Origin of the sequence: Streptomyces sp. MJM8645 (genome assembly GCF_001625365.1) — a bacterium.
Lineage (GTDB): Bacteria > Actinomycetota > Actinomycetes > Streptomycetales > Streptomycetaceae > Kitasatospora.
Genome location: NZ_LJJF01000001.1, coordinates 4,206,684 through 4,225,079 on the forward strand (window position 1 = coordinate 4,206,684; position 18,396 = coordinate 4,225,079).

An 18,396-nucleotide genomic window follows, 5' to 3' on the forward strand; every position below is an offset into this window, starting at 1 on the left:
GGGGAGTTCGGGGACCGGCCCTACGCCTGCCGGGTCGGCACGACGACCGTGTGGCTCAGGTTGACGTGCCGGGGGCGGCTGACGGTGTAGGCGATCAGGTCGGCGAGGTCGTCCGCGGTGAGTGCGGGGATGGCCGCGAACATGCCGCCGAGCTGTTCGCGCAGGGCGGGGTTGTCGATGTGGCCGCCGAGTTCGGTGTCGGTCAGGCCGGGCTCGATGGAGCTGACCCGGACGTCGCGGGGGCTGAGTTCGGAGCGCAGGGCGGCGGACAGCTGGGTGAGCGCGGCCTTGGTGGCGCTGTACACGGCGTAGTTGGGGAAGACGACGCGCGAGGCGATGGAGGAGACGTTGACCAGGTCGGCGGCCCGGCCGTCGGCGGCGGCCGCGGTGAGGTCGTCGGCGAAGGCGCGGATGATCCGCAGGGCGCCGGTGAGGTTGGTGTCGACCATGCGGGTCCACTCGTCGGTCCGGCCGTCGGCGAGGGGGTTGGGCAGCATCACGCCGGCGCTGTTGACCACCAGGTCGACCCGGCCGTAGGCGTCGTGGACGGCCTTGGCGGCGGCGTCGACGGAGGCCTGGTCGGTGATGTCGGCGGTGACGGCGAGGGCCTGGCCGCCGGCGGCGGTGAGCTCGGCCGCGAGGGTGTCGAGCCGGTCGGTGCGGCGGGCGAGCAGGGCGACCCGGGCGCCGTGGGCGGCGAGCAGGCGGGCGGTGGCCGCGCCCATGCCGCTGGCGGCTCCGGTGACGACGGCGGTGCGGGCGGCGAGGGCGGGGTAGCTCATCGGTGGCTCCTGGGCCTGGGAGGGTGGTGGGGCTGACGACGACAACTGTGCGCGGGCGGCGGAGGTTCGCCCAGGGCCGTGTGCGTCCCGGGTGCGGCCTTCCTGGGATGCGCTTTCCCGGGATCCGCGGTCCTGGGTGCGGCAGGACCACCCTGGCGCCGGGAAGGCCGACCGGGCGCGCGGCGTGTCTTGAGGCCGGGGCCGGCCGGGCCGTCACTACCCTGCGGGCATGAGTGCCTGCGAAGACCTCGCCGCGGCCCCCCAGGGCATCGAGCCCCTCCCGCCGGTCGACGGCTGCGCCGACTGCCTGGCCCAGGGGCGCCGGGACTGGGTGCACCTGCGGATCTGCCTGGACTGCGGCCACATCGGCTGCTGCGACTTCTCGCCGCAGCGGCACGCCACCGCGCACTTCCACAACACCTCGCATCCGGTGATCCGCTCGTACGAGCGGGGCGAGGACTGGCGCTGGTGCTTCGTCCACGAGGTCATGGGCTGAGGCCCGGGCCAGCCCGGCCCGGCCCGGGGAAGCCGGGGCCCGTTCCCGGTGGCATCTCCCGGTGGCATCCGGGCGCAACCCCGATAAAATCCGGACATAACGACCGTGCGGCCCCCGGCCCCTCCGGTCGACATCCGTCCGGCCGGTGACCGCCGAAGGGAGGCCGACGATGACCAAGCGAACACCGGGCAGCACCGCCCAGCTCCGCCGGGGCACCCAGGAACTGCTGGAGCGCCGCGGCATGGCGACCGCGCCCACCCGGCTGGTGCCGATGCTGCGCGCCGACGCCATGTCCTCCGCCACCGCCGGGTACGCCGTGCCCGACGCCTTCCGGCACGGTGGCCGCGACCGGGCGGCCTCGGCGGGGCACGCCGCCCCGTCGATGCACGCCGAGCTGAAGGGCCACCGGCACCGCGGCGCGGAGAAGCACTCCGCCCACTGAGCGGATCCGGGTCCGGGGGCGGGCGCCGCGTTCCGGCGCCCGCCCCCGACGCGTGCTCGGAGGGTGTCCGGGGTGGTTCGCGGCCGGTGCTGGGGGGCGCCGGGCGGTTGTCAGTGGGCTGGAGTACCTTCGTGCCGTTCACCAGCACGGGGCGGGACGACGGGGGCGCACCATGGCCGACCTGATCACGGAGGAGCCGGTCGAGCTCCAGTTGGAGCGGTACCGGACGGAGCTGACGGGCTACTGCTACCGGATGCTCGGCTCGGTCTTCGAGGCCGAGGACGCGGTGCAGGAGACGATGGTCCGCGCCTGGCGGGGCCACCGCGGCTTCGAGGGCCGCGCCGCGCTGCGCTCCTGGCTGTACCGGATCGCCACCAACGTGTGCCTGGACGCGCTGAACGGCCGCAACAACCGGGCCCGCCCGATGGACCTGGCCGGCCCGGTGACGGTGGCCACCGCGAGCGACACCCAGCTGCCCGAGGTGACGTGGATCGGCCCCGCGCCGGACGGCCGGGTGCTGCCCGAGACGGGCGACCCGGCCGAGGTGGCGGCCCAGCGCGAGTCGGTGAAGCTGGCCTTCGTCGCCGTGCTGCAGCGCCTCGCGCCCCGGCAGCGGGCCGTGCTGATCCTGCGCGAGGTGCTCGGCTGGAAGGCCGCCGAGGTGGCCGAACTGCTCGGCGTCACGGTGGCCTCGGTGAACAGCGCGCTGCAGCGGGCGCGCGCGGTGCTCGCCGGGGACGGCGCCGCCGCCCGCCCGGCCCCCGCCCTGGACGACGACCACCGCGCGCTGCTCGACCGCTACGTCCGCGCCTTCGAGGCGTACGACATGGACGGCCTCGCCGCGCTGCTGCACGAGGACGTCACGCTCAACATGCCGCCGTACGCGATGTGGCTGCGGGGGCAGGGCGAGATCCGGGCCTGGATGCTCGGCCCGGGCCACGGCTGCCGCGGCTCCCGGCTGGTCCCGGTGACGGCCAACGGCGCTCCGGCCTTCGCCCAGTACCGGCCGAGCCCGGCGGGCGGGCACGAGCCGTGGGCGCTGATCGTGCTGGAGGTGTCAGCGGGCCGGATCACCGGGTTCACCAACTTCCTGGACACCGACGTGCTCTTCCCGCTGTTCGGCCTCCCGCCCCGGCTGGCCGCCGAGTAGGTCCTGTTCGGGCCGCCGGAGGTCGAGGGGGTCCACGCCCCCCGGCAGCAGGGCCGCGAGCCCGCTGAACGCGAGCAGTTCCCGCAGCGGGCCGCTCGCGTTCAGCAGCACCACGCCCACCCCGTGCCGAGCGGCGGCGAGCCGCAGCCGGGCGAGGGCGTCGACGACGGCCAGGTCGGGCGCGGTCAGCGCGCCCAGGTCGCAGGTCAGGTTGCAGGTCAGGGCGGGGGTCAGGGCGGGGGCGGTCGGGGGCTTCGGCGTGGTGTCCATGCTGCTTGGACCGGCCCGGTGGCCCGGGCTCATCGGCTCCGGCGGAACTTCTCGCAGCCTCCCGGAGCTCTACCCTGGCCGAGGAGAGCGTGGGCCTGCGCTCCGCCCAGCGTTGAACCGACGGCCCCGCGCTGAACCGACGGCCCCGGGCGGGTCGGTGGCAGAGTGGGCGGTGCAGAACCACCGTGCCCCAGGAGGATCGCAGTGACGGCTGAGCCCTTGAAGTCCCGTGAGGAATGGTTGGCGTCCCTGCCCAGGATCTACGCGGCGGCGGGCTGCCTGCTGCGGGACGAGTCCGGCCGGATCCTGATCGTGAAGGCCGGGTACCGCGAGTACTGGCAGTTCCCGGGCGGCACGATCGACCTCGGCGAGGGCCCGGTGGAGTGCGCCTCGCGGGAGTTGCTGGAGGAGACCGGCATCGTCAAGGCGACCGGGGACCTACTGGCCATCTCCTGGACCCACCCCTCGTCCGAACTCGACCACCCGGCGCAGCACTTGATGTTCGACTTCGGCACCGTCCCGGACGGCACCCCCGTGACCGTCCCGGCCGGTGAACTGGACCGGCACCAGTGGGCCACCGTCGAGGAGGCGCTGGAACTCCTCGGCCCGGCCCGCTCGGTCCGGTTGCGGGCGGCGCTGGAGGCGGCCGCCGACGGCCGGGTGCGGATCGTCAGCACGCCCATCTCCGGCTTCTGAGTCCCGCCCCGGCCCAACCGACCGGCCCCGGGCGGGAGTTCCGCCCGGGGCCGGCCCCGTCTCAGGCCTGCTCGGCGTTCCGGGCGGCGATGATGGCCTTGATGGCCTCGGAGGTGAAGGTCTCCGCCTCGGACTTCTCGACGCCGAGGCCGGCGAGCACGCCCGAGCCGTTCTCCAGCTCCAGCAGGGCGAGCAGGATGTGCTCGGTGCCGACGTAGTTGTGCCCGAGCTTCAGCGCCTCGCGGAAGGTCAGTTCCAGCACCTTCTTGCCCTGCGCGTCGTACGGGATCAGCGCGGGCACCTGCTCGGCGGCGGCCGGCAGGGCGGCGGCGGCCGCCTCCCGGACGGCCTGCGGGGTGATGCCCTGGGCGGCGAGCGCCTTGAGCCCGATGCCCTCCGGTTCGGCGAGCAGGCCGAGCAGGAGGTGTTCGGCGGTGATCTCGGCGTTGCCGGCCGCCCTGGCCTCCTCCTGCGAGGCCATCACGACGCTCCGGGCCCGGTCGGTGAACCGGGCGAAGCCCTGGCTGGGGTCGAGGTCGGTGGGGGTGCCCGGGTCCTTGGGGACGAACCGCTTCTGGGCGGCCTGCTTGCTGACGCCCATGCTGCGGCCGATGTCGGTCCAGGACGCGCCGGAGCGGCGGGCCTGGTCGACGAAGTGGCCGATCAGGTGGTCGGCGAGGTCGTCGAGGTGGTCGGCGGCGATGACCGCGTCGGACAACTGGTCGAGCGCGTCGGGGTGGACCTTCTTGATCGCGGCGATCAGGTCGTCGAGGCGCAGCGGAGTGGTGTTGGGAACGACGGGATTCTCCATGCGTCAACCGTAGGTTGTCGATCCCGGGTCGTCAACCATCGGTTGACGCTGCGCGTGAGTAGTCTTCGGCGACCCCTGCGGAACGAAGGCGTCCGGTGGGCGGGCCGCGGATTCCGGCCCTGCCCGAGGCCGAGCCGCCTCGCGAACCCAAGCTCCAGGTGGCCGAGTTGCGGGAGCTGGTCTGGCCTAGGGGCTCTCTTTCGGATCACGCCGGGCGCGCGACGCCGGAGCACGCACCTCGCCGCGTTGTCGTCGGTCGCCGATACTCCGCATGGACTCCCTCCTCCGCCTTGCGATGCACGCACTCCGACGCCGCGCGCTGATCCGACGTGATCCGAAAGAGAGCCCCTAGTGGCCGCTACGCGGCGGGCAGCAGCCGGGCCCGGACGGCGGCGACCTCGGCAGGGGTGGCCCCGGCGGCGAGCAGGTAGCCCGCCGGGTCGAGGCCCTCCAACGCGCCCGCCAGGGCGGCTTCGGCGGTGGTGCCGGCCTCGGCGAGCACCGCGTCGATCCGGTGGTACTGGTCCGGCAGGCCCAGCATCCCGTACAGCGGGCGGACGTTGGGGCCGCTGAGCTGGTAGTCCTCGACGATCGCGGCCCGTTCGACGCCGGCCAGGGCGAGCAGCAGCAGGGCCGCCAGGCCGGTGCGGTCGCGGCCGGCGCCGCAGTGCACGACCAGGCCGCCGGGGCGGGCGCCGGCGATGGCGGCGATCAGCGCGGCGGCGGCGTGCGGGCAGTGGTCCAGGTAGGGGCGGAGCGCGAGCGGGGTGCCGTCCAGTCGGCCGTAGGCCTCCCACCAGGCGGGGCCGGCGAGTTCGTCCAGCGGGACGCGGATCAGCTCGACGCCCTCGGGGAGCGGGAGGAGCGGCTTGTACTCCTCGGCGTTGCGCAGGTCGACCACGGTGCGGACACCGTGGTCGAGGAGGGCGTCCCAGCCCTCGGCGGTGAGGCGGTCCAGGTTGTCCGCCCGGACTATCGCCCCGCGGGTGGTCGGCCGGCCGGAGACGGTGGGCAGTCCGCCCAGGTCGCGGACGTTCAGGCAGCCGTCCCACACGAGGGTGCGGTCCTCGGTGGTGGTCAGCGCGTGCGTCCGGCTCATGGGGCCCCGTTTCCTCGACCGGGGGTCCCGTTACCCCCTCGTTATGAAGGACTCCCGGGAGATCCGGATGGTTCCGTGCTGTTCGGATCGCCGACACCCGGCGTTGGGGCCGGTTCGTGCGCCGTCCGGGGGCGGTGATGCTCCCCCGGGCGGCAGGTAGCTGGCAGGTAGATGGCAGACGAGCTCGGGCGGTGTCAGGCGGCGGTCGGGGCTTCGGTCTCGGCGGCGACCAGCTTCTCCATCGGATCGGCCGCGATCCGACCGAGCATCGCGCCGGCCGCGATCGCGCCGATCATGAACACGGTGGACAGCCAGGCCATGGTCGCCACCGGCAGGGTGAAGGCGCCGACCACCCGGGCGACGCAGTCGGCCAGCAGCGCGGTGCCCCAGACACCCGCGAACACCCGCTCGTGGCGCCGGAAGGCCCGGGAGCCGGCCGCCCGGCCCTCGACCAGCCGCTGCCAGGCGGCGGCTCGGTCGCGCTTGCCCTTGGTGAGGAAGGGCATCAGCACCGGGGTCATCACCGACCGGCCGATCAGCGCCGAGATCAGGACGGCCAGCGCCACGGTGCCGCTCAGCCCGCCGTCCTTGGCGATCATCAGCCGGGCGTCGCCGGTGACGAAGGTGAGGGCCAGGCCCGCCAGGTTCACGGCCAGCATCAGCGCGGCCCACAGGTTGAGCCTGCGCTCGCGCAGCAGGCCGAGCACGGTCCGGGCGGCCGGGATGGCGCTGCTCCACGCCAGCGCGGCGAACACGCTCAGGTCGCAGACCGAGTGCAGCAGGTAGTAGCCGGCCAGCGGGGCGACCACGTCGATGGCGAGTGGGCGGAGCCCGGAGGCCGACGGGTTCGGGGTCGCGCCGGCCTCGGCGGTGGTCGCGGCGGTGATGGTGACGGTCCGGTTCACGGCGGGTTCCTTCCCTGCTGGTGGCCGCGGGCCGCTGCCCGCGTCGTGCCTCCAGTGTTTCCGTCCGACCCTCCGTCAGAGCAGTGCCGTCCGTTGCGGGATCCGCGTGACAGCTGTCATGGTGCGGGCCGTGACAGCCGCTCCGACCTGCGACTTCTCCCGGCTCGCGGGGTCGCGTTCGCCCGGATGGCCCATGATGTGGCGGGTGCAGAGTGCAGAGCGCCCCGGAGCGGGCACCGGCAGCCCCGTCGGCCGGTCCGGACCAGTCCCTTCCGTCGGCCCGCCAGCGGGCCGGGCCCCCGCTCCCGCCGATCTGACCGAGGCCGTCCGGGCCGCCCAGGCCGGCGACGAGGAGGCGTTCCGGCTGCTGTTCCGGACCGTCCAGCCGGGCCTGCTGCGCTACCTGCGGGTCCTGGTCGGCGGCCGCCCCGAGGACGCCCAGGACGCCGAGGACATCGCCTCCGAGACCTGGCTGCAGATCGCCCGCGACCTGGGCGGCTTCTCCGGTGACGGGGACGGCTTCCGCGGCTGGGCCGCCACCGTCGCGCGCCACCGCGCGCTCGACCACCTGCGCGCCCGGCGCCGCCGCCCGGTCGCCGACCTGCCCTTCGAGTACCTGGCCGGGCTGGCCGCCGGGGACGACACCGCGGGCGCCGCGCTGGCCACTGTCGGCACCGCCGACGCGCTGGCGCTGATCTCCCGGCTGCCGCGCGACCAGGCCGAGGCCGTCCTGCTGCGGGTGGTCATGGAGCTGGACGCCGAGAGCGCCGCCCGGGTGCTCGGCAAGCGAGCCGGCAGCGTCCGGATGGCCGCCCACCGGGGGCTGCGGAAACTGGCCACGCTGCTGGAGCAGTCCTTCGCGGCCGGGGTCGGGATCCCCGCCGCGCGCGAGGCCGAACCGGCCGTGCGGCGGCCCGGCCGGCGCCGTACCGAGGGACCTGTCGAGGAACCCGCCGAGGAAACCGCGGGGAAGGCCGCCGGGAAGCCCACGGGGAAACCCGCGGGAAAGCCTGCGGGAAAAAGTTCTCCGCAAGGTGTGACAGAACGCCGGGCCGCGACGCTGAAGGACATGAGATGAGCACCAACCGATCCCGTCGGATCGACCGTGACGCTGCCGAGCATCTGCTCGGCGGTGCCGTGGGCGGCCCGCCGGCCGGGCAGGACGCCTCGCTCACCGGACCGGACGGCGGTCCCGGGCCGCTCGCCCGGATCCTCGCCGCGGCCGCCGCCCCGGCGACGGCCGACGAACTGGCCGGGGAGCAGGCCGCCCTGACCGCGTTCCGGGAAGCGCGTCTCACGCCCGACCCCGTAGTGACCACACCCGTCCGGAGACGATCGATGGCAACCGCCGCGCTGGCCAGGGCCTTCAGCACGAAGGCCACTGCCGCCGTGCTCGGCGCCACCGCGCTGTGCGGGGTCGCGGTCGCCGCCGGCACCGGCAACCTGCCGTCCCCGCTGGGCGGCGGGTCCGGCGCACCCGAGCACGCGCTCGCCGCCGCGGGCGGGCCCTCCGGCAGTGCGCCCGGCACCGCGTCCGCCGATGGGTCGGCCGATGCGTCGGCCGGTTCGTCCGCCACCTCGCCCGGCAGTGCCGCGCCCGGCACCTCGTCCGTCCGCCCGTCCGGCGGCTCCGCCTCGGGCGGCCCGCAGCTGGTCGGACCGTCCACCGCCGCGAAGCCCGGCACCCCCTCCACCGATACCGACGGCGACGGCGACGCCGAGGGGCACGGCGCCCGGCCGCTCGCACCCGGACTGGTCGCCCTCTGCCACGGCTTCGCCGACTGGTCGGGCCGGGGCGAGCGGTCACCGGCCACCGAGCCGCGGTTCGGCCCGCTGGTCGCGGCGGCCGGCGGGGCGGAGAAGGTGGCGGACTACTGCGCGCAGGAGCTCGGCGACGAGGACGACGACCGTCCGGGCGCCACCGCACAGCCCCACGAACCCGGCCGGCCCACCCCCGGCCCTGGCGTGGGCAAGGGGAACACCGAGGACGGCCGGGGCAACGGGCAGGACAAGAACAAGGGCAACGGCCAGGACAACGGTCAGGACAAGGGCCAAGAGAAGGGCCAGGACAAGGGCAACGGCGGCAACGGGGCCAAGCCCGGCCGGTCCGGCGTGACCGTCCCGGCGCCGCCGAGCGCGCCGCCCCTGCCCGACGTCCGCCCGAGCAGGCCCGACCGGCCCGACCGGCCCGACGACAGCCAGTCGGGCCGGAGGTAACCCAGGAACTCCGGGTGGGCGGCGAGCGACTCCCCCCGGGCTCGCCGCCCACCCGGACCGCACCACCCGCAGGACCGAACCACCCGCAGGACCGCACCACCCGCAGTACCGCACCACCCGCAGTACCGCTCGTCAGTACCACCCGAAGACCCCGGGTGGCCGGTCGGCTCCCCGTGCCGCCCGGCCGCCCGGCCGGCCCCGGCCGGATCGGCAGGCGCCCACCCCGGACGCGCCGCCGGCCCGGTCGGCCTGGAACGTGCGGCCCGCCCTCCCGCAGTCAGGGCGGGCCGCACCCCCGCGCCGGCGGTCGGGGGACCGCTGCCCGGTCCCCCGACCGCCTCCCCGCCCCCGGCGGTGCGGTCCGGCGGTGCGGCTATCGTGCACAGGTGCACGAGGCGGCCCGGAACACCGGGCACGGCACGTGAGGGGAGTTCCAGGTGATCGGACGGGCGCTGAACGGGCGTTACGAACTCGTCGAGATACTCGGCGTCGGCGGCATGGCCACCGTCTGGCGCGGGCTGGACCACGTGCTGGGCCGTCAGGTGGCCGTCAAGGTCCTCAACGGGGGACTCGCCGACGACCCCCGCTTCGCCGAGCGGTTCAGCCGCGAGGCGCAGCACGCGGCCATGCTGGTGCACCCGAGGATCGTCATGGTCTTCGACTCGGGCGTCGACCAGGGCACGCCGTTCATCGTCATGGAGCTCGTCCACGGCCGTTCGCTCGCCGCCGTGCTGGCGCAGCAGCCGGGTCTGCCGGTGGAACGCGCCGTCGGCATCGCGGCGGCGGTCTGCGAGGCGCTGGCGGTCGCGCACGCGGCCGGGCTGGTCCACCGGGACATCAAACCCGGCAACATCATGATCACCGACGACGGCGGGGTGAAGGTCGTCGACTTCGGCATCGCCCGGGCCGGTTCGTCCAGCAACCTGACCCAGACGGCGAGCGTGCTCGGTACGGCCGCCTACCTGTCGCCCGAGCAGGCCACCGCCTCGCCCCTGGACGGCCGCACCGACCTCTACGCGGTCGGCTGCGTGCTCACCGAAATGCTCACCGGCGAGACGCCGTTCACCGCCGAGACGCCGGTGGCGATCGCCTTCAAGCACGTCAGCGAGCAGCCCCTGCCGCCGTCCTACCGCCGCCCCGGCCTGCCGCCCGCGCTGGACGCGGCCGTGCTGCGCCTGCTCGCCAAGAACCCCGCCGACCGGCCGGCGGACGCCGTCGCGGCGCGGGCCGAACTCCTCTCCACCATCCCCGGGTTGGCGGTCGGCGACCCGACGGCGGAACTCCTCGCCGCCGCCACCCAGCTGCTGCCGCCCGTACGGCCGGTGAACCCCAACCAGCAGCACACCACGCTGCTCCCGCCGCAGGCCCCGGCCGTCACCTCGCTGATGGCGCCCGTCCCGCAGGGCCCGCCGGCCACTTCGCTGATGGCGCCCGTCCGGCAGGCCCCGCCCGGGGCCGCCGGCCGCAACCGCAACCGCCGCCGCAGGCCCCTCGTCCTCGGCGCACTGGGCGTGGCCGGACTCGCCGGCGTCACCGCCCTGGCCGTCGCCGCCCTGGACGAGCCCGCCGGCAACGCCGCCGCTCCCGCCAAGCCGCCGGCGGCCACCGCCCCCAGCACCCCGGCTGCCGCGCCCAGCACCCCGGCCCGCGCGTCCACCCCCGCGGCGACCCCGACGCCCACCACCGCGGCCCCCACCACCCCGGCCGGTCTCCCCACGGCCCCCAACCCGGGCATTCCCCGCAACCAGGGGGCGGCCCTCCAGCTCAACGCCTTCCGCCAGGCCGTCGTCCAGACCCCGGTCGGGGGCAAGGAGCACGACCGCCAGGCGGAGCTGCTGCGGATCCTCGACGACGCCTCCGCCCGCCTCAACGAGGGCAATCCGGACGACGCGGCCCAGGAGCTCAAGGACGCCCAGAAGGTGATCCGCGACCTGGCCAAGAAGCACGCCATCGACGGCCCCACCAGCGCCAACTGGAACGCCCGCCTCGGCGCCCTGCTGATCACCCTGCACGCCACGGCCGCCGACAACCAGGACTGGTGACCGCAGGGCCCAAGTTCTGTCCGACGGGGCGCTTCAGCGCGCGGCCGCGGGCTGTTCGGCGGCCCAGACGAACCCGTCCGGGTCGGTGAAGGTTCCGGCGGTGCCGCCGATCACGAGCCGGTGCGATCCGCTGCCGTCGGGGGAGACTCCGGCGTCCTTGGCGAGGGCCCGGCGCTTGTACAGCGCGAGCTTGACCGGGCTGGACCCGGTGGCGAACTCGACGTACACCGGGCCGAAGCTCTTCGCCACGGCGAGGCCGCGGTCGACGTAGAACCGCTTGCTCGCGGAGACGTCCGCGACTCCCAGCAGGAGCACGAGCTGGTCGATCCGCCGGGTGGCCGGGCCGGTGTCCTTCTTCGCGGAGGTCGCGATCTTCCAGATCGTCCCGTCCGGGGCCTGGACGACGCCGCCGTAGCCCCAGAGCGACTTCGCGGCGGGCTTGAGGGCGGTGGCGCCGGCGTCGAGGGCGGCGTCGACGAAGCCGTCGACGGTGGCGGGCTGGGACACCGTGAGCGACAGTGTGAACCCGCGGAAGCCGGTGGTCGGCTCCTGCGAGGCCCGCAGGCGCAGCTGCGTGTCCAGGCCGAAGGCGGTGGTGTAGAAACTGCGGGCGGCCGTGGGGTCGGCGACGTCGAGGATGAGGGAGTCGATGGAAGTCATGTCCTCCACGCTAGGCGCGGCCCGGTGGCCGGGGCTTCTCGAATCCTGACCGGTCCGGGGGCCCGTCGTGCGCGGCGCCGGTAGTCGTCGGGCGGCATGCCGACCAGTTCGGCGAAGCGGGTGCGGAAGGCGTCCGGCGAGGTGCAGCCGACCGCGCGGCGGACCGCGGTGACGCCGAGGCCGCCGCCGCGCAGGAACGCGGCCGCGCGCTCGACGCGACGCGCCGTCAGGTAGCCGTACGGCGAGTCGCCGTAGGCCAGCCGGAACTCGCGGCTGAGCTGCCCGGCCGCCAGGCCGGCGTCGCGCGCGAGCGCCAGGACGTCGAGTGGCCGCGCGTACTCGCGGTCGATCCGGTCCCGGACGCGGCGCAGCCGTGCGAGGTCTTTCAGGCGCTGCGCCGCCGCGCGGGCGCGGGCCCACGAGGGGTGACACACGGGAGGACTCCTCTCACCGGGCCCGACTCCGGCCGTCGCGGCCGTCGCGGTCGTCAGGGACTGCACGGCCCGTACGGCCGGCGCGCGGCCGGACGGCTCAGCGCAGCTCCTGGATGCGGATCAGGTTGCCGGCGGGGTCGCGGAAGGCGCAGTCGCGGATGCCGTACGGCTGCTCGGTCGGTTCCTGGACGACCTCGGCGCCGCCGGCCTGCACCGCCCGGAAGGTGCCGTCGAGGTCCCGGGTGGCCAGCAGGATCCAGCCGTAGGTGCCCTTGGCCATCATCTCGGCGATGGTGCGGCGCTCGTCCTCGGTGACCCCGGGGTCGACGGCCGGCGGCGCCAGGAGGATGGAGGTGTCGGGCCGCCCGGCGGGGCCGACGGTGATCCAGCGCATCTTGCCCTGCCCGACGTCGCCGCGGACCTCGAAGCCGAGGACGTCGCGGTAGAAGACCAGGGACGCGTCCGGGTCGTCGTGCGGGAGGACGCTGGTGTGAATGGTGATGTCCATGGCGCCGATGCTAGGTGTGGCCGCGCGGGCGTGCTTCTCGAATCCTGACCGATCGGGCGCGGCCGTCCACAGCCTGTGGACAACGTCACGGCTTGCGGTGGCTCCGGGTCTCGACGTTCGCCCGGATCGCCCGCGACAGCGTCCCCGCCGCCGTGGCGAGGAAGACGAAGGTGTACCCGATCTGCAGGATCACCACGAGGCGGGGCGCCTGTGCGGCCGGGGTGATGTCGCCGTAGCCGACGGTGGCCAGGGTGACGACGGTGAAGTACAGGGCGTCGAGCCGGGTGACCAGCCCATCGAAATCGCCCGGACGGGCGGCCATGACGTAGTAGGTCGCGGCGAAGATGGTCATCGCGAGGAAGATCAGGAAGGACAGCCAGGCCACCGGGCGCTTCGCGTCGCCCCGCAGCACGGCGGTGGTCTTCGCCAGCAGCAGGCCGCTCAGGCCGACCAGCGCGGCGGTGAACACGAGCCAGCTGAGGACGGGGTGGTGGTAGCCGAGCCGGCGCAGGGGGAGAATCCAGTACGCGAGGATCAGCGCGGTGCAGGCGCCCAGCAGCCAGAGCGCGGACCTCGGGTCGACCCGGCCTTGCGGTGGTGGTGGCTGGCTTCCGGACATCGCGTCCAGCCTGCGGCTGCGCCGGGTCGGGCGCGTCCCGGGCTGGGCCGTTCGGGCCGGACCGTCCGGGGGCGGGTCGGCGGCGGCCGCGGTACCGGCCCCCGCCGACCCGCCCCTCAGGCGGAGGCCGGGGCTCCTCCGTCCGGTCGGCCGGGCTCGTCCAGCAGCTCCAGCACCGCCAGGACGGCGACCAGCGCGAGCGCCAGACAGAGCGTCACCAGCACCGTCGGATAGCTCCACAGCACGAACGCCAGCGCCGCGCCCGCGACCGCCGCCCAGCCCAGCCAGGCCTTCCAGCGGTGGACGAACCGCCCGACCGGGCCGAGCCGCAGCCCGGCCCGTTCGGCGGTGGTCCGCGCCGCGCCGAGCCCCGCGTGCCAGCCGCCGCGCGCGGTGCGGGCCCAGCGCCCGCCGCCGCTGATCCAGGCGCCGAGCGCGACGACCAGGCCGAGCGCGATCACCACCCGGACGGCGGAGCGCAGGTAGCGCACCAGCGCGTCGTACACCGCCTGGGCGGCCGACTGGTCCACCCCGGCGGGGAGCCCGTCCAGGTAGACGGCCCGGAACACGCTCAGCCCGATGCCCAGCAGCAGCGCCCCGCCGGCCATCCCCAGCGCCGCCGTGACCGCCGCCCGGCGCCGCCGGACCGCGAGCAGCACCCCGCCGACCGCGCAGGCCAGCGTGAGCACCGGCATCCAGAAGCCGGCCAGGTCCAGCAGCCGCAGGCCGGTGCGGACCTTGGGGATGGCGGAGGACTGCACCAGCGTGAACGAGGTGTGGATCTCCGGGATCCTCGCGGCCGGCGTGAGCCCGTTGTCGACCAGCGCGGTCTTCACCCGGGCGATCACCGGGGCGAGGTCGAGCACCACGGTGTCGTTCCTGACCTCGACGGCGCCGCCGCCCTGCCCGGTCAGCATCCGGTCGATCGCGGTGTGCGCCTGCCGGTTGACGTCCGTCCAGAGGGTGGCGAAGGCGTTGCTGTCCACCACCCGCTGGACCTGGTTGCGGACGAAGCCGGTGAGCCCGTCGGTGAGGGCCTGGCCGATGCCGTTCAGCAGCGCGCCGAGCTTGGGCCGGTCGTCGGGGGCGATGGTGTCGAGCAGCGAGTCGACCGGGATCCGCGTCACGATCTCGTCGGTGACCCGGTTGGTGACGGCCGCTCTGACCGCCGGGTCCCTGGCCAGCGGCGCCATCGTTGCGACGTACCGGTCGGTGTCGCCGATCTCCGACCTCGCCCACACCGCGACGGCGCTCAGCGGGGTCAGCACGCAGGCCAGCAGGATCAGCAGGACGGCGAAGAGGGAGCGCACCCGGTGGCGGTCCGGGCGGGTCTCCAACTGCCGGGTGAGCCGCGCCTGGTGGGCCTCGGCGGCGTTCAGGCGGGCCCGCAGGTCGGCCAGCTCGTCGGGCGACCCGGCGGGCGGTTCACCGGGGGGTTCACCGGGGGGTCCGCCCGGCGGTCCGGCAGACGGTCCGCCCGGGGGTCCACCCGGGGGTCCGACGGGCGGTCTGACGGGCGGCTCGTCGCCCGGTTCGTCGGTGGGCATGCCGCGACTCCGTTCCTCCGGTAGGTGCATACCAGGAGATAACGGATCAGATCGGACGGCCAGTCGGGAGCGCCGTGAGCAGCCCGGATGCAGCAGAAACCCCCGGCACCGTCATCGGACGGTACCGGGGGCTTCCGGAAAAGAGCGGGACTCAGACGGCCGTCTCGGGCCGCTTCGTCTCGGTGGCCTTGGTCACGTTGGTCGGCGTGACGGCCGGCGGGGTCGTGGCGGCCGGCTGCGGCGCGGCGGTGCTCTGCGCGGTGCCGGCGCTCTGCGCCGCGTCCGCCGGGGCTTCGTCCTCGCGCAGCGCCTTCGTCTCCGCCTTCAGGATGCGCATCGACTTGCCGAGGCCGCGGGCCATCTCCGGCAGCTTCTTCGACCCGAACAGCAGGATGACGATCGCCAGCACCACCAGGAGGTGCCAGGGCTCAAGACCGTTCCGCAGCATCCCTGGCCACCGGTCCCTTCTTGTCTAGAGTCAAGGGTGGGCGAGCGCCCGTGCTGGCCAGTATGCCTGGCGACGACGGCGAACGGATACACCGGCCGGGAAACGCTGGCCAAAAAGCAGGTGCCGTTCGAGCGGAACGCGAGCGCCCGCGGCAGCGGCCGGAACCGGCCCGGTCCGGCCCGCGCACCCGTGACCAGCCCGCACGGCACCGCGCCGCGCAACACCCGCCCCTCGGGCCCCTTCGCTCCCGTCGCCGGGGGCCGCAGCCGACAACCGCCCGATCGGTGGCGGTTCAGTACACGAAGGGCACGAGTCGCTTCGACATCCGCCGGTATTGCGCGTACTCCGGCCCGAAGGCGGCCAGCAGCAGCCGCTCCTCGGCGGCGATCCGCCAGCCGTACGCGCCGAGCAGCAGCGCCGGCACCAGCAGGGCCGCCGGCCAGCTGCCCAGGCCGAGCGCGTAGCCCGTCCAGACCAGCAGGCTGCCGGCGTAGCCGGGGTGGCGGATCTGCCGGTACGGGCCGCTGCGGACGACGCGCTGGGTGTCCACGGTGCGCAGGGTGCGGGTGTAGTAGCGGCCCAGGGTGCGCATGCCCCAGGCCCGCAGCGCCAGCCCGGCGGCGATCAGTGCGATCCCGAACCAGCGGGCCCAGGGCGGCAGTTCGCCGATCCCGGCGCGGCCGAACAGCACCACGACCAGCACCGCGGCGACGTAGCAGGCGAGCAGCAGCCGGGTCGAGCCGCGGTCGCGGCCGTCCGCGCGCCAGGTGCCGGCGGCGGAGTCCTCGCGGCGGCGCAGCAGCAGCTCGTAGCCGACCCAGCAGAGCATGCCGAGGAGGGAGAGCAGGGTCGTCAGGGACATACGGCGGCTCCCGGCGGAGAGGAGGGACGGGCCACGTACCCCTTCACGGTCCTCCCCGGGGCCCGCCGACACACGCCCCCGGGGGTGGACGCCCCGCCCTCCACCCCCAGGTGGACCGTCCGGCCCGCCCGTCGGGCTCGATAAGCAACAGATGTACAACTGCTACATTGACGTCATGAGCGAGCCAGTGATCGAGTCGATGGCCGAGGTCCGGAGTCATCTCGCGGATGTGATCGACCGGGCGCGACGTGACGAGACTCCGACGATCATCACGAGGCGCGGTCGGCAGGAGGCGGTGGTGATCGACATCGCCGAGTACCAGCGCCTGCGGGAAGTCGCCGAGCAGGCCGAAGACGAGTGGCTGAACCGCCTTGCGGACGAGGCAGAGGCCGAGGGCCTCGAAGGCTCCGTGTCGCTGGAGGAAATGGCCGCCATGCTCCGCGAACACCACGGCTGAGCGCGATGGGGTATGTCACGCGGTTCAGTCCTGGCGCGCAACGGGATCTTCTCAAGGTGCCCAGGCCGGACGCTGTCCGCATCCTGCACCGCCTCGCCGAGTTGCAGAAGGCGCTGGACGTCGGCGACACCTCGGGTTTCGACATCAAGTCGCTCCAGGGGCACCAAGCCCGGTGGCGGCTGAGGGTGGGGGACTACCGGGTGCTGTACACGGTCGAAGACGGAGTGCTGATCGTCTGGGTCATGGCGGTCGGCAACCGTCGTGAGGTCTACCGGCACCGGTAGGGGCCGGCGGGAACGGCGGAGAGCCCCCGCCCGAGGGGGCGGGGGCTCTCGATGACTCGCGTGGATCGGTCCTGGTGGGTCAGACGGTGACGGCCTCGGGTGCGGTCTCCGGGGCCGGGGCGGCGGCGGGGAGGTGGCGCATCAGGCGGTAGGCCAGCAGGGCGGCGCCGAGGGCGAAGACCAGGCCGACCACTGCGGCGACGTGCAGGCCGTCGGTGAAGGCGGCCCGGGCGGTCTCCAGCAGGTCCGTGCCGATCCGGCCGGGCAGGTGGCCGGCGACGGTGACCGCGCCGCCGAGGGTGTCCTGGGCGGTCCGGGCGGCCTCGCCGTCGACGCCCGCGGGGAGGGCGCCGTCCAGCTGGTGGCGGTAGACGGCGGCGCCGGCCGCGCCGAGCAGGGCGATGCCGAGTGAGCTGCCGAGTTCGACGGCGGTCTCGGAGGTGGCGGAGGCGGCGCCGGCCTGCTCGACGGGGGCGGCGGAGACGACCATTTCGGCGGTCATGGTCATGGTGCCGACGGTGCCGGCGGCGAGGACGCCCGCCGCGACGAGGATGAGCGCCAGCGGGGAGTGCGCGCCGACCTGGGTCATCAGCGCGAAGCCCGCCGCGCCGACCAGGAATCCGCCGCCCATCAGGGCCGCCGGGCGGACCTTGCCGGCCAGCGCCGAGCTGGTGCCGACGGCCGCGCCGACGCCGACGCTGGGCACCAGCGACCAGAGCGAGGCGGTGAGCGGGCTCATGCCCTTGACCAGTTGCAGGTACTGCGAGGTGAAGAGGGCGAAGCCCATCATCGCGAACATCGCGATGGTGTTGACGCTGATCGCGCCGCTGAAGGTGCGGATCCGGAACAGGCCGAGGTCGATCAGCGGGTCGGCGGCGGTGCGCTGGCGCCGGACGAATGCGGCGGCCAGCAGCAGGCCGGCCGGGACGGCGAGGGCGGGCAGCGGGCTCCAGCCGTCCACGGCGAGGGTCTTGACGCCGTAGACCAGCGGCAGGATCGCGGCCATCGAGAGCGCGGCGCCGGGCAGGTCGAAGCGGCCGGTGCGTGCGGTGGAGCGGTACTCGGGGAGCAGGGCGGGCGCGGTGAGCAGCACCAGGGCCATCACCGGGACGGCGACCAGGAACGTGGAGCCCCACCAGAAGTGGTCGAGCAGCAGGCCGCCGGCGACCGGGCCGAGGGTGGCGCCGGCGGTGAGGACGCCGCCCCAGGCGCCGAGGGCGATCTGCCGCTGCTTGGGGTCGTGGAACATGTTGCGGATCAGCGCGAGCGTCGAGGGCATCACGGTGGCCCCGGCGACGCCGAGCAGGGCGCGGGCGGCGATCAGCTGGCCGGCGGTGTCGGCCCGGGCGGCGAGCAGCGAGGCGCCGATGAAGCCGGCGGCGCCGATCATCAGCAGCCGGCGGCGGCCGATCCGGTCGCCGAGCGAGCCCATGGTGATGAGCAGCCCGGCGAGCAGGAACGAGTACATGTCCATGATCCACAGCTGCTGGGTGCCGCTGGGCGCAAGCGTGGTGGAGATGAAGGGGACGGCGAAGAAGAGCACGCCCATGTCCATGGCCAGGACGAGGGTCGGGAGCAGGAGGACGGCCAGGCCGATCCATTCGCGACGGCCTGCGCGGCCGGTGGTTGCGGTCATGGGGAAGACGGTACGGGCGTGTCAGACGTCT

At 74.7% G+C, this 18,396-nt stretch carries 22 protein-coding genes; 9 read left to right on the plus strand and 13 right to left on the minus strand.

Annotated elements, in window-relative coordinates:
- Positions 1 to 20: 20 nt before the first annotated feature.
- The gene (locus A6F73_RS17985; protein ID WP_063348744.1) at positions 21 to 782 is read right to left on the minus strand and encodes an SDR family oxidoreductase; all 762 of its coding nucleotides are present in this window, start codon (positions 780 to 782) and stop codon (positions 21 to 23) included.
- Between the two features lie 229 nt (positions 783 to 1,011).
- On the opposite strand from A6F73_RS17985, the gene A6F73_RS17990 reads away from it, so the two are divergent.
- The 3 genes from A6F73_RS17990 to A6F73_RS18000 all read left to right on the plus strand — a co-directional run bounded on the left by A6F73_RS17990 (position 1,012) and on the right by A6F73_RS18000 (position 2,870).
- Positions 1,012 to 1,278, plus strand: coding sequence for a UBP-type zinc finger domain-containing protein (locus A6F73_RS17990; RefSeq protein WP_063348745.1), 267 nt, complete (start codon positions 1,012 to 1,014; stop codon positions 1,276 to 1,278).
- 169 nt (positions 1,279 to 1,447) lie between these two features.
- Positions 1,448 to 1,720: a hypothetical protein gene (locus A6F73_RS17995; protein ID WP_063348746.1), complete on the plus strand. Its 273-nt coding sequence runs from the start codon at positions 1,448 to 1,450 to the stop codon at positions 1,718 to 1,720.
- A 172-nt stretch (positions 1,721 to 1,892) separates the two neighbouring features.
- Positions 1,893 to 2,870 carry a sigma-70 family RNA polymerase sigma factor gene (locus tag A6F73_RS18000; RefSeq protein WP_208869092.1) on the plus strand — a complete coding sequence of 326 codons (978 nt, stop codon included), beginning with the start codon at positions 1,893 to 1,895 and terminating at the stop codon, positions 2,868 to 2,870.
- Here A6F73_RS18000 and A6F73_RS18005 read toward each other — a convergent pair.
- Positions 2,778 to 3,140 (minus strand): STAS domain-containing protein, encoded by a 363-nt coding sequence (locus tag A6F73_RS18005; RefSeq protein WP_063348747.1) that lies wholly within the window; start codon positions 3,138 to 3,140, stop codon positions 2,778 to 2,780. The two genes, A6F73_RS18000 and A6F73_RS18005, sit on opposite strands and share 93 nt — an antisense overlap.
- Before the next feature lie 204 nt (positions 3,141 to 3,344).
- Here A6F73_RS18005 and A6F73_RS18010 point away from each other — a divergent pair, with 204 nt between their 5' ends.
- Positions 3,345 to 3,836, plus strand: a complete 492-nt coding sequence (locus tag A6F73_RS18010) for an NUDIX hydrolase (RefSeq protein WP_063348748.1) — start codon at positions 3,345 to 3,347, stop codon at positions 3,834 to 3,836.
- A 61-nt stretch (positions 3,837 to 3,897) separates the two neighbouring features.
- Here A6F73_RS18010 and A6F73_RS18015 read toward each other — a convergent pair whose 3' ends face one another.
- The 3 genes from A6F73_RS18015 to A6F73_RS18025 form a co-directional block, all read right to left on the minus strand.
- Positions 3,898 to 4,647 carry a Clp protease N-terminal domain-containing protein gene (locus A6F73_RS18015; RefSeq protein WP_063348749.1) on the minus strand — a complete coding sequence of 250 codons (750 nt, stop codon included), beginning with the start codon at positions 4,645 to 4,647 and terminating at the stop codon, positions 3,898 to 3,900.
- 358 nt (positions 4,648 to 5,005) lie between these two features.
- On the minus strand, positions 5,006 to 5,746 hold the full coding sequence (locus A6F73_RS18020; RefSeq protein WP_063348750.1) for a tyrosine-protein phosphatase: 741 nt from the start codon (positions 5,744 to 5,746) through the stop codon (positions 5,006 to 5,008).
- A gap of 194 nt (positions 5,747 to 5,940) precedes the next feature.
- Positions 5,941 to 6,651, minus strand: coding sequence for a VC0807 family protein (locus A6F73_RS18025; RefSeq protein ID WP_244293428.1), 711 nt, complete (start codon positions 6,649 to 6,651; stop codon positions 5,941 to 5,943).
- A 196-nt stretch (positions 6,652 to 6,847) separates the two neighbouring features.
- Between A6F73_RS18025 and A6F73_RS18030 the strand changes: the two genes are divergently transcribed.
- The 3 genes from A6F73_RS18030 to A6F73_RS44045 all read left to right on the plus strand — a co-directional run bounded on the left by A6F73_RS18030 (position 6,848) and on the right by A6F73_RS44045 (position 10,910).
- A complete protein-coding gene (locus A6F73_RS18030) occupies positions 6,848 to 7,729 on the plus strand; it encodes an RNA polymerase sigma factor (protein ID WP_244293645.1) in 882 nt (293 codons plus the stop codon).
- On the plus strand, positions 7,726 to 8,868 hold the full coding sequence (locus A6F73_RS18035; protein WP_063348751.1) for a hypothetical protein: 1,143 nt from the start codon (positions 7,726 to 7,728) through the stop codon (positions 8,866 to 8,868). Before A6F73_RS18030 ends, A6F73_RS18035 begins: the two co-directional genes overlap by 4 nt.
- Positions 8,869 to 9,305: 437 nt before the next feature.
- Positions 9,306 to 10,910, plus strand: coding sequence for a protein kinase (locus A6F73_RS44045; RefSeq protein ID WP_063348752.1), 1,605 nt, complete (start codon positions 9,306 to 9,308; stop codon positions 10,908 to 10,910).
- 33 nt (positions 10,911 to 10,943) lie between these two features.
- Here the strand turns inward: A6F73_RS44045 and A6F73_RS18045 are convergent, their stop codons facing one another.
- From A6F73_RS18045 to A6F73_RS18075, 7 genes are all read right to left on the minus strand, one after another.
- A complete protein-coding gene (locus A6F73_RS18045) occupies positions 10,944 to 11,570 on the minus strand; it encodes a hypothetical protein (RefSeq protein WP_063351294.1) in 627 nt (208 codons plus the stop codon).
- Positions 11,567 to 12,004 (minus strand): AraC family transcriptional regulator, encoded by a 438-nt coding sequence (locus tag A6F73_RS18050; protein ID WP_063348753.1) that lies wholly within the window; start codon positions 12,002 to 12,004, stop codon positions 11,567 to 11,569. The genes A6F73_RS18045 and A6F73_RS18050 overlap by 4 nt, the downstream gene beginning before the upstream one ends.
- A gap of 97 nt (positions 12,005 to 12,101) precedes the next feature.
- Positions 12,102 to 12,512: a VOC family protein gene (locus A6F73_RS18055; RefSeq protein ID WP_063348754.1), complete on the minus strand. Its 411-nt coding sequence runs from the start codon at positions 12,510 to 12,512 to the stop codon at positions 12,102 to 12,104.
- 85 nt (positions 12,513 to 12,597) lie between these two features.
- Positions 12,598 to 13,131, minus strand: a complete 534-nt coding sequence (locus A6F73_RS18060) for a potassium channel family protein (protein WP_079135787.1) — start codon at positions 13,129 to 13,131, stop codon at positions 12,598 to 12,600.
- 116 nt (positions 13,132 to 13,247) lie between these two features.
- Positions 13,248 to 14,678, minus strand: a complete 1,431-nt coding sequence (locus tag A6F73_RS18065; RefSeq protein ID WP_079135788.1) for a hypothetical protein — start codon at positions 14,676 to 14,678, stop codon at positions 13,248 to 13,250.
- Between the two features lie 151 nt (positions 14,679 to 14,829).
- The gene (gene tatA / locus A6F73_RS18070; protein ID WP_063348755.1) at positions 14,830 to 15,126 is read right to left on the minus strand and encodes a Sec-independent protein translocase subunit TatA; all 297 of its coding nucleotides are present in this window, start codon (positions 15,124 to 15,126) and stop codon (positions 14,830 to 14,832) included.
- Positions 15,127 to 15,418: 292 nt separating this feature from the next.
- A complete protein-coding gene (locus tag A6F73_RS18075) occupies positions 15,419 to 15,988 on the minus strand; it encodes an isoprenylcysteine carboxylmethyltransferase family protein (protein WP_063348756.1) in 570 nt (189 codons plus the stop codon).
- Positions 15,989 to 16,163: 175 nt separating this feature from the next.
- Between A6F73_RS18075 and A6F73_RS18080 the strand changes: the two genes are divergently transcribed.
- Both A6F73_RS18080 and A6F73_RS18085 read left to right on the plus strand, forming a co-directional pair.
- A complete protein-coding gene (locus tag A6F73_RS18080; protein WP_244293429.1) occupies positions 16,164 to 16,445 on the plus strand; it encodes a type II toxin-antitoxin system prevent-host-death family antitoxin in 282 nt (93 codons plus the stop codon).
- A gap of 5 nt (positions 16,446 to 16,450) precedes the next feature.
- Complete coding sequence (locus A6F73_RS18085) at positions 16,451 to 16,729, plus strand: type II toxin-antitoxin system RelE/ParE family toxin (RefSeq protein WP_063348757.1); 279 nt, start codon at positions 16,451 to 16,453, stop codon at positions 16,727 to 16,729.
- 79 nt (positions 16,730 to 16,808) lie between these two features.
- Here A6F73_RS18085 and A6F73_RS18090 read toward each other — a convergent pair whose 3' ends face one another.
- Positions 16,809 to 18,365 (minus strand): MFS transporter, encoded by a 1,557-nt coding sequence (locus A6F73_RS18090; protein WP_063348758.1) that lies wholly within the window; start codon positions 18,363 to 18,365, stop codon positions 16,809 to 16,811.
- Positions 18,366 to 18,396 lie beyond the last annotated feature (31 nt).

Bases quoted from the DNA above. Each gene is read 5' to 3' on its own strand.
- A6F73_RS17985 (WP_063348744.1), bottom strand. From the start codon at position 782: ATGAGCTACCCCGCCCTCGCCGCCCGCACCGCCGTCGTCACCGGAGCC.
- A6F73_RS17990 (WP_063348745.1), top strand. From the start codon at position 1,012: ATGAGTGCCTGCGAAGACCTCGCCGCGGCCCCCCAGGGCATCGAGCCC.
- A6F73_RS17995 (WP_063348746.1), top strand. From the start codon at position 1,448: ATGACCAAGCGAACACCGGGCAGCACCGCCCAGCTCCGCCGGGGCACC.
- A6F73_RS18000 (WP_208869092.1), top strand. From the start codon at position 1,893: ATGGCCGACCTGATCACGGAGGAGCCGGTCGAGCTCCAGTTGGAGCGG.
- A6F73_RS18005 (WP_063348747.1), bottom strand. From the start codon at position 3,140: ATGGACACCACGCCGAAGCCCCCGACCGCCCCCGCCCTGACCCCCGCC.
- A6F73_RS18015 (WP_063348749.1), bottom strand. From the start codon at position 4,647: ATGGAGAATCCCGTCGTTCCCAACACCACTCCGCTGCGCCTCGACGAC.
- A6F73_RS18020 (WP_063348750.1), bottom strand. From the start codon at position 5,746: ATGAGCCGGACGCACGCGCTGACCACCACCGAGGACCGCACCCTCGTG.
- A6F73_RS18030 (WP_244293645.1), top strand. From the start codon at position 6,848: ATGTGGCGGGTGCAGAGTGCAGAGCGCCCCGGAGCGGGCACCGGCAGC.
- A6F73_RS18035 (WP_063348751.1), top strand. From the start codon at position 7,726: ATGAGCACCAACCGATCCCGTCGGATCGACCGTGACGCTGCCGAGCAT.
- A6F73_RS18045 (WP_063351294.1), bottom strand. From the start codon at position 11,570: ATGACTTCCATCGACTCCCTCATCCTCGACGTCGCCGACCCCACGGCC.
- A6F73_RS18055 (WP_063348754.1), bottom strand. From the start codon at position 12,512: ATGGACATCACCATTCACACCAGCGTCCTCCCGCACGACGACCCGGAC.
- A6F73_RS18060 (WP_079135787.1), bottom strand. From the start codon at position 13,131: ATGTCCGGAAGCCAGCCACCACCACCGCAAGGCCGGGTCGACCCGAGG.
- A6F73_RS18065 (WP_079135788.1), bottom strand. From the start codon at position 14,678: ATGCCCACCGACGAACCGGGCGACGAGCCGCCCGTCAGACCGCCCGTC.
- tatA (WP_063348755.1), bottom strand. From the start codon at position 15,126: ATGCTGCGGAACGGTCTTGAGCCCTGGCACCTCCTGGTGGTGCTGGCG.
- A6F73_RS18075 (WP_063348756.1), bottom strand. From the start codon at position 15,988: ATGTCCCTGACGACCCTGCTCTCCCTCCTCGGCATGCTCTGCTGGGTC.
- A6F73_RS18080 (WP_244293429.1), top strand. From the start codon at position 16,164: ATGAGCGAGCCAGTGATCGAGTCGATGGCCGAGGTCCGGAGTCATCTC.
- A6F73_RS18085 (WP_063348757.1), top strand. From the start codon at position 16,451: ATGGGGTATGTCACGCGGTTCAGTCCTGGCGCGCAACGGGATCTTCTC.
- A6F73_RS18090 (WP_063348758.1), bottom strand. From the start codon at position 18,365: ATGACCGCAACCACCGGCCGCGCAGGCCGTCGCGAATGGATCGGCCTG.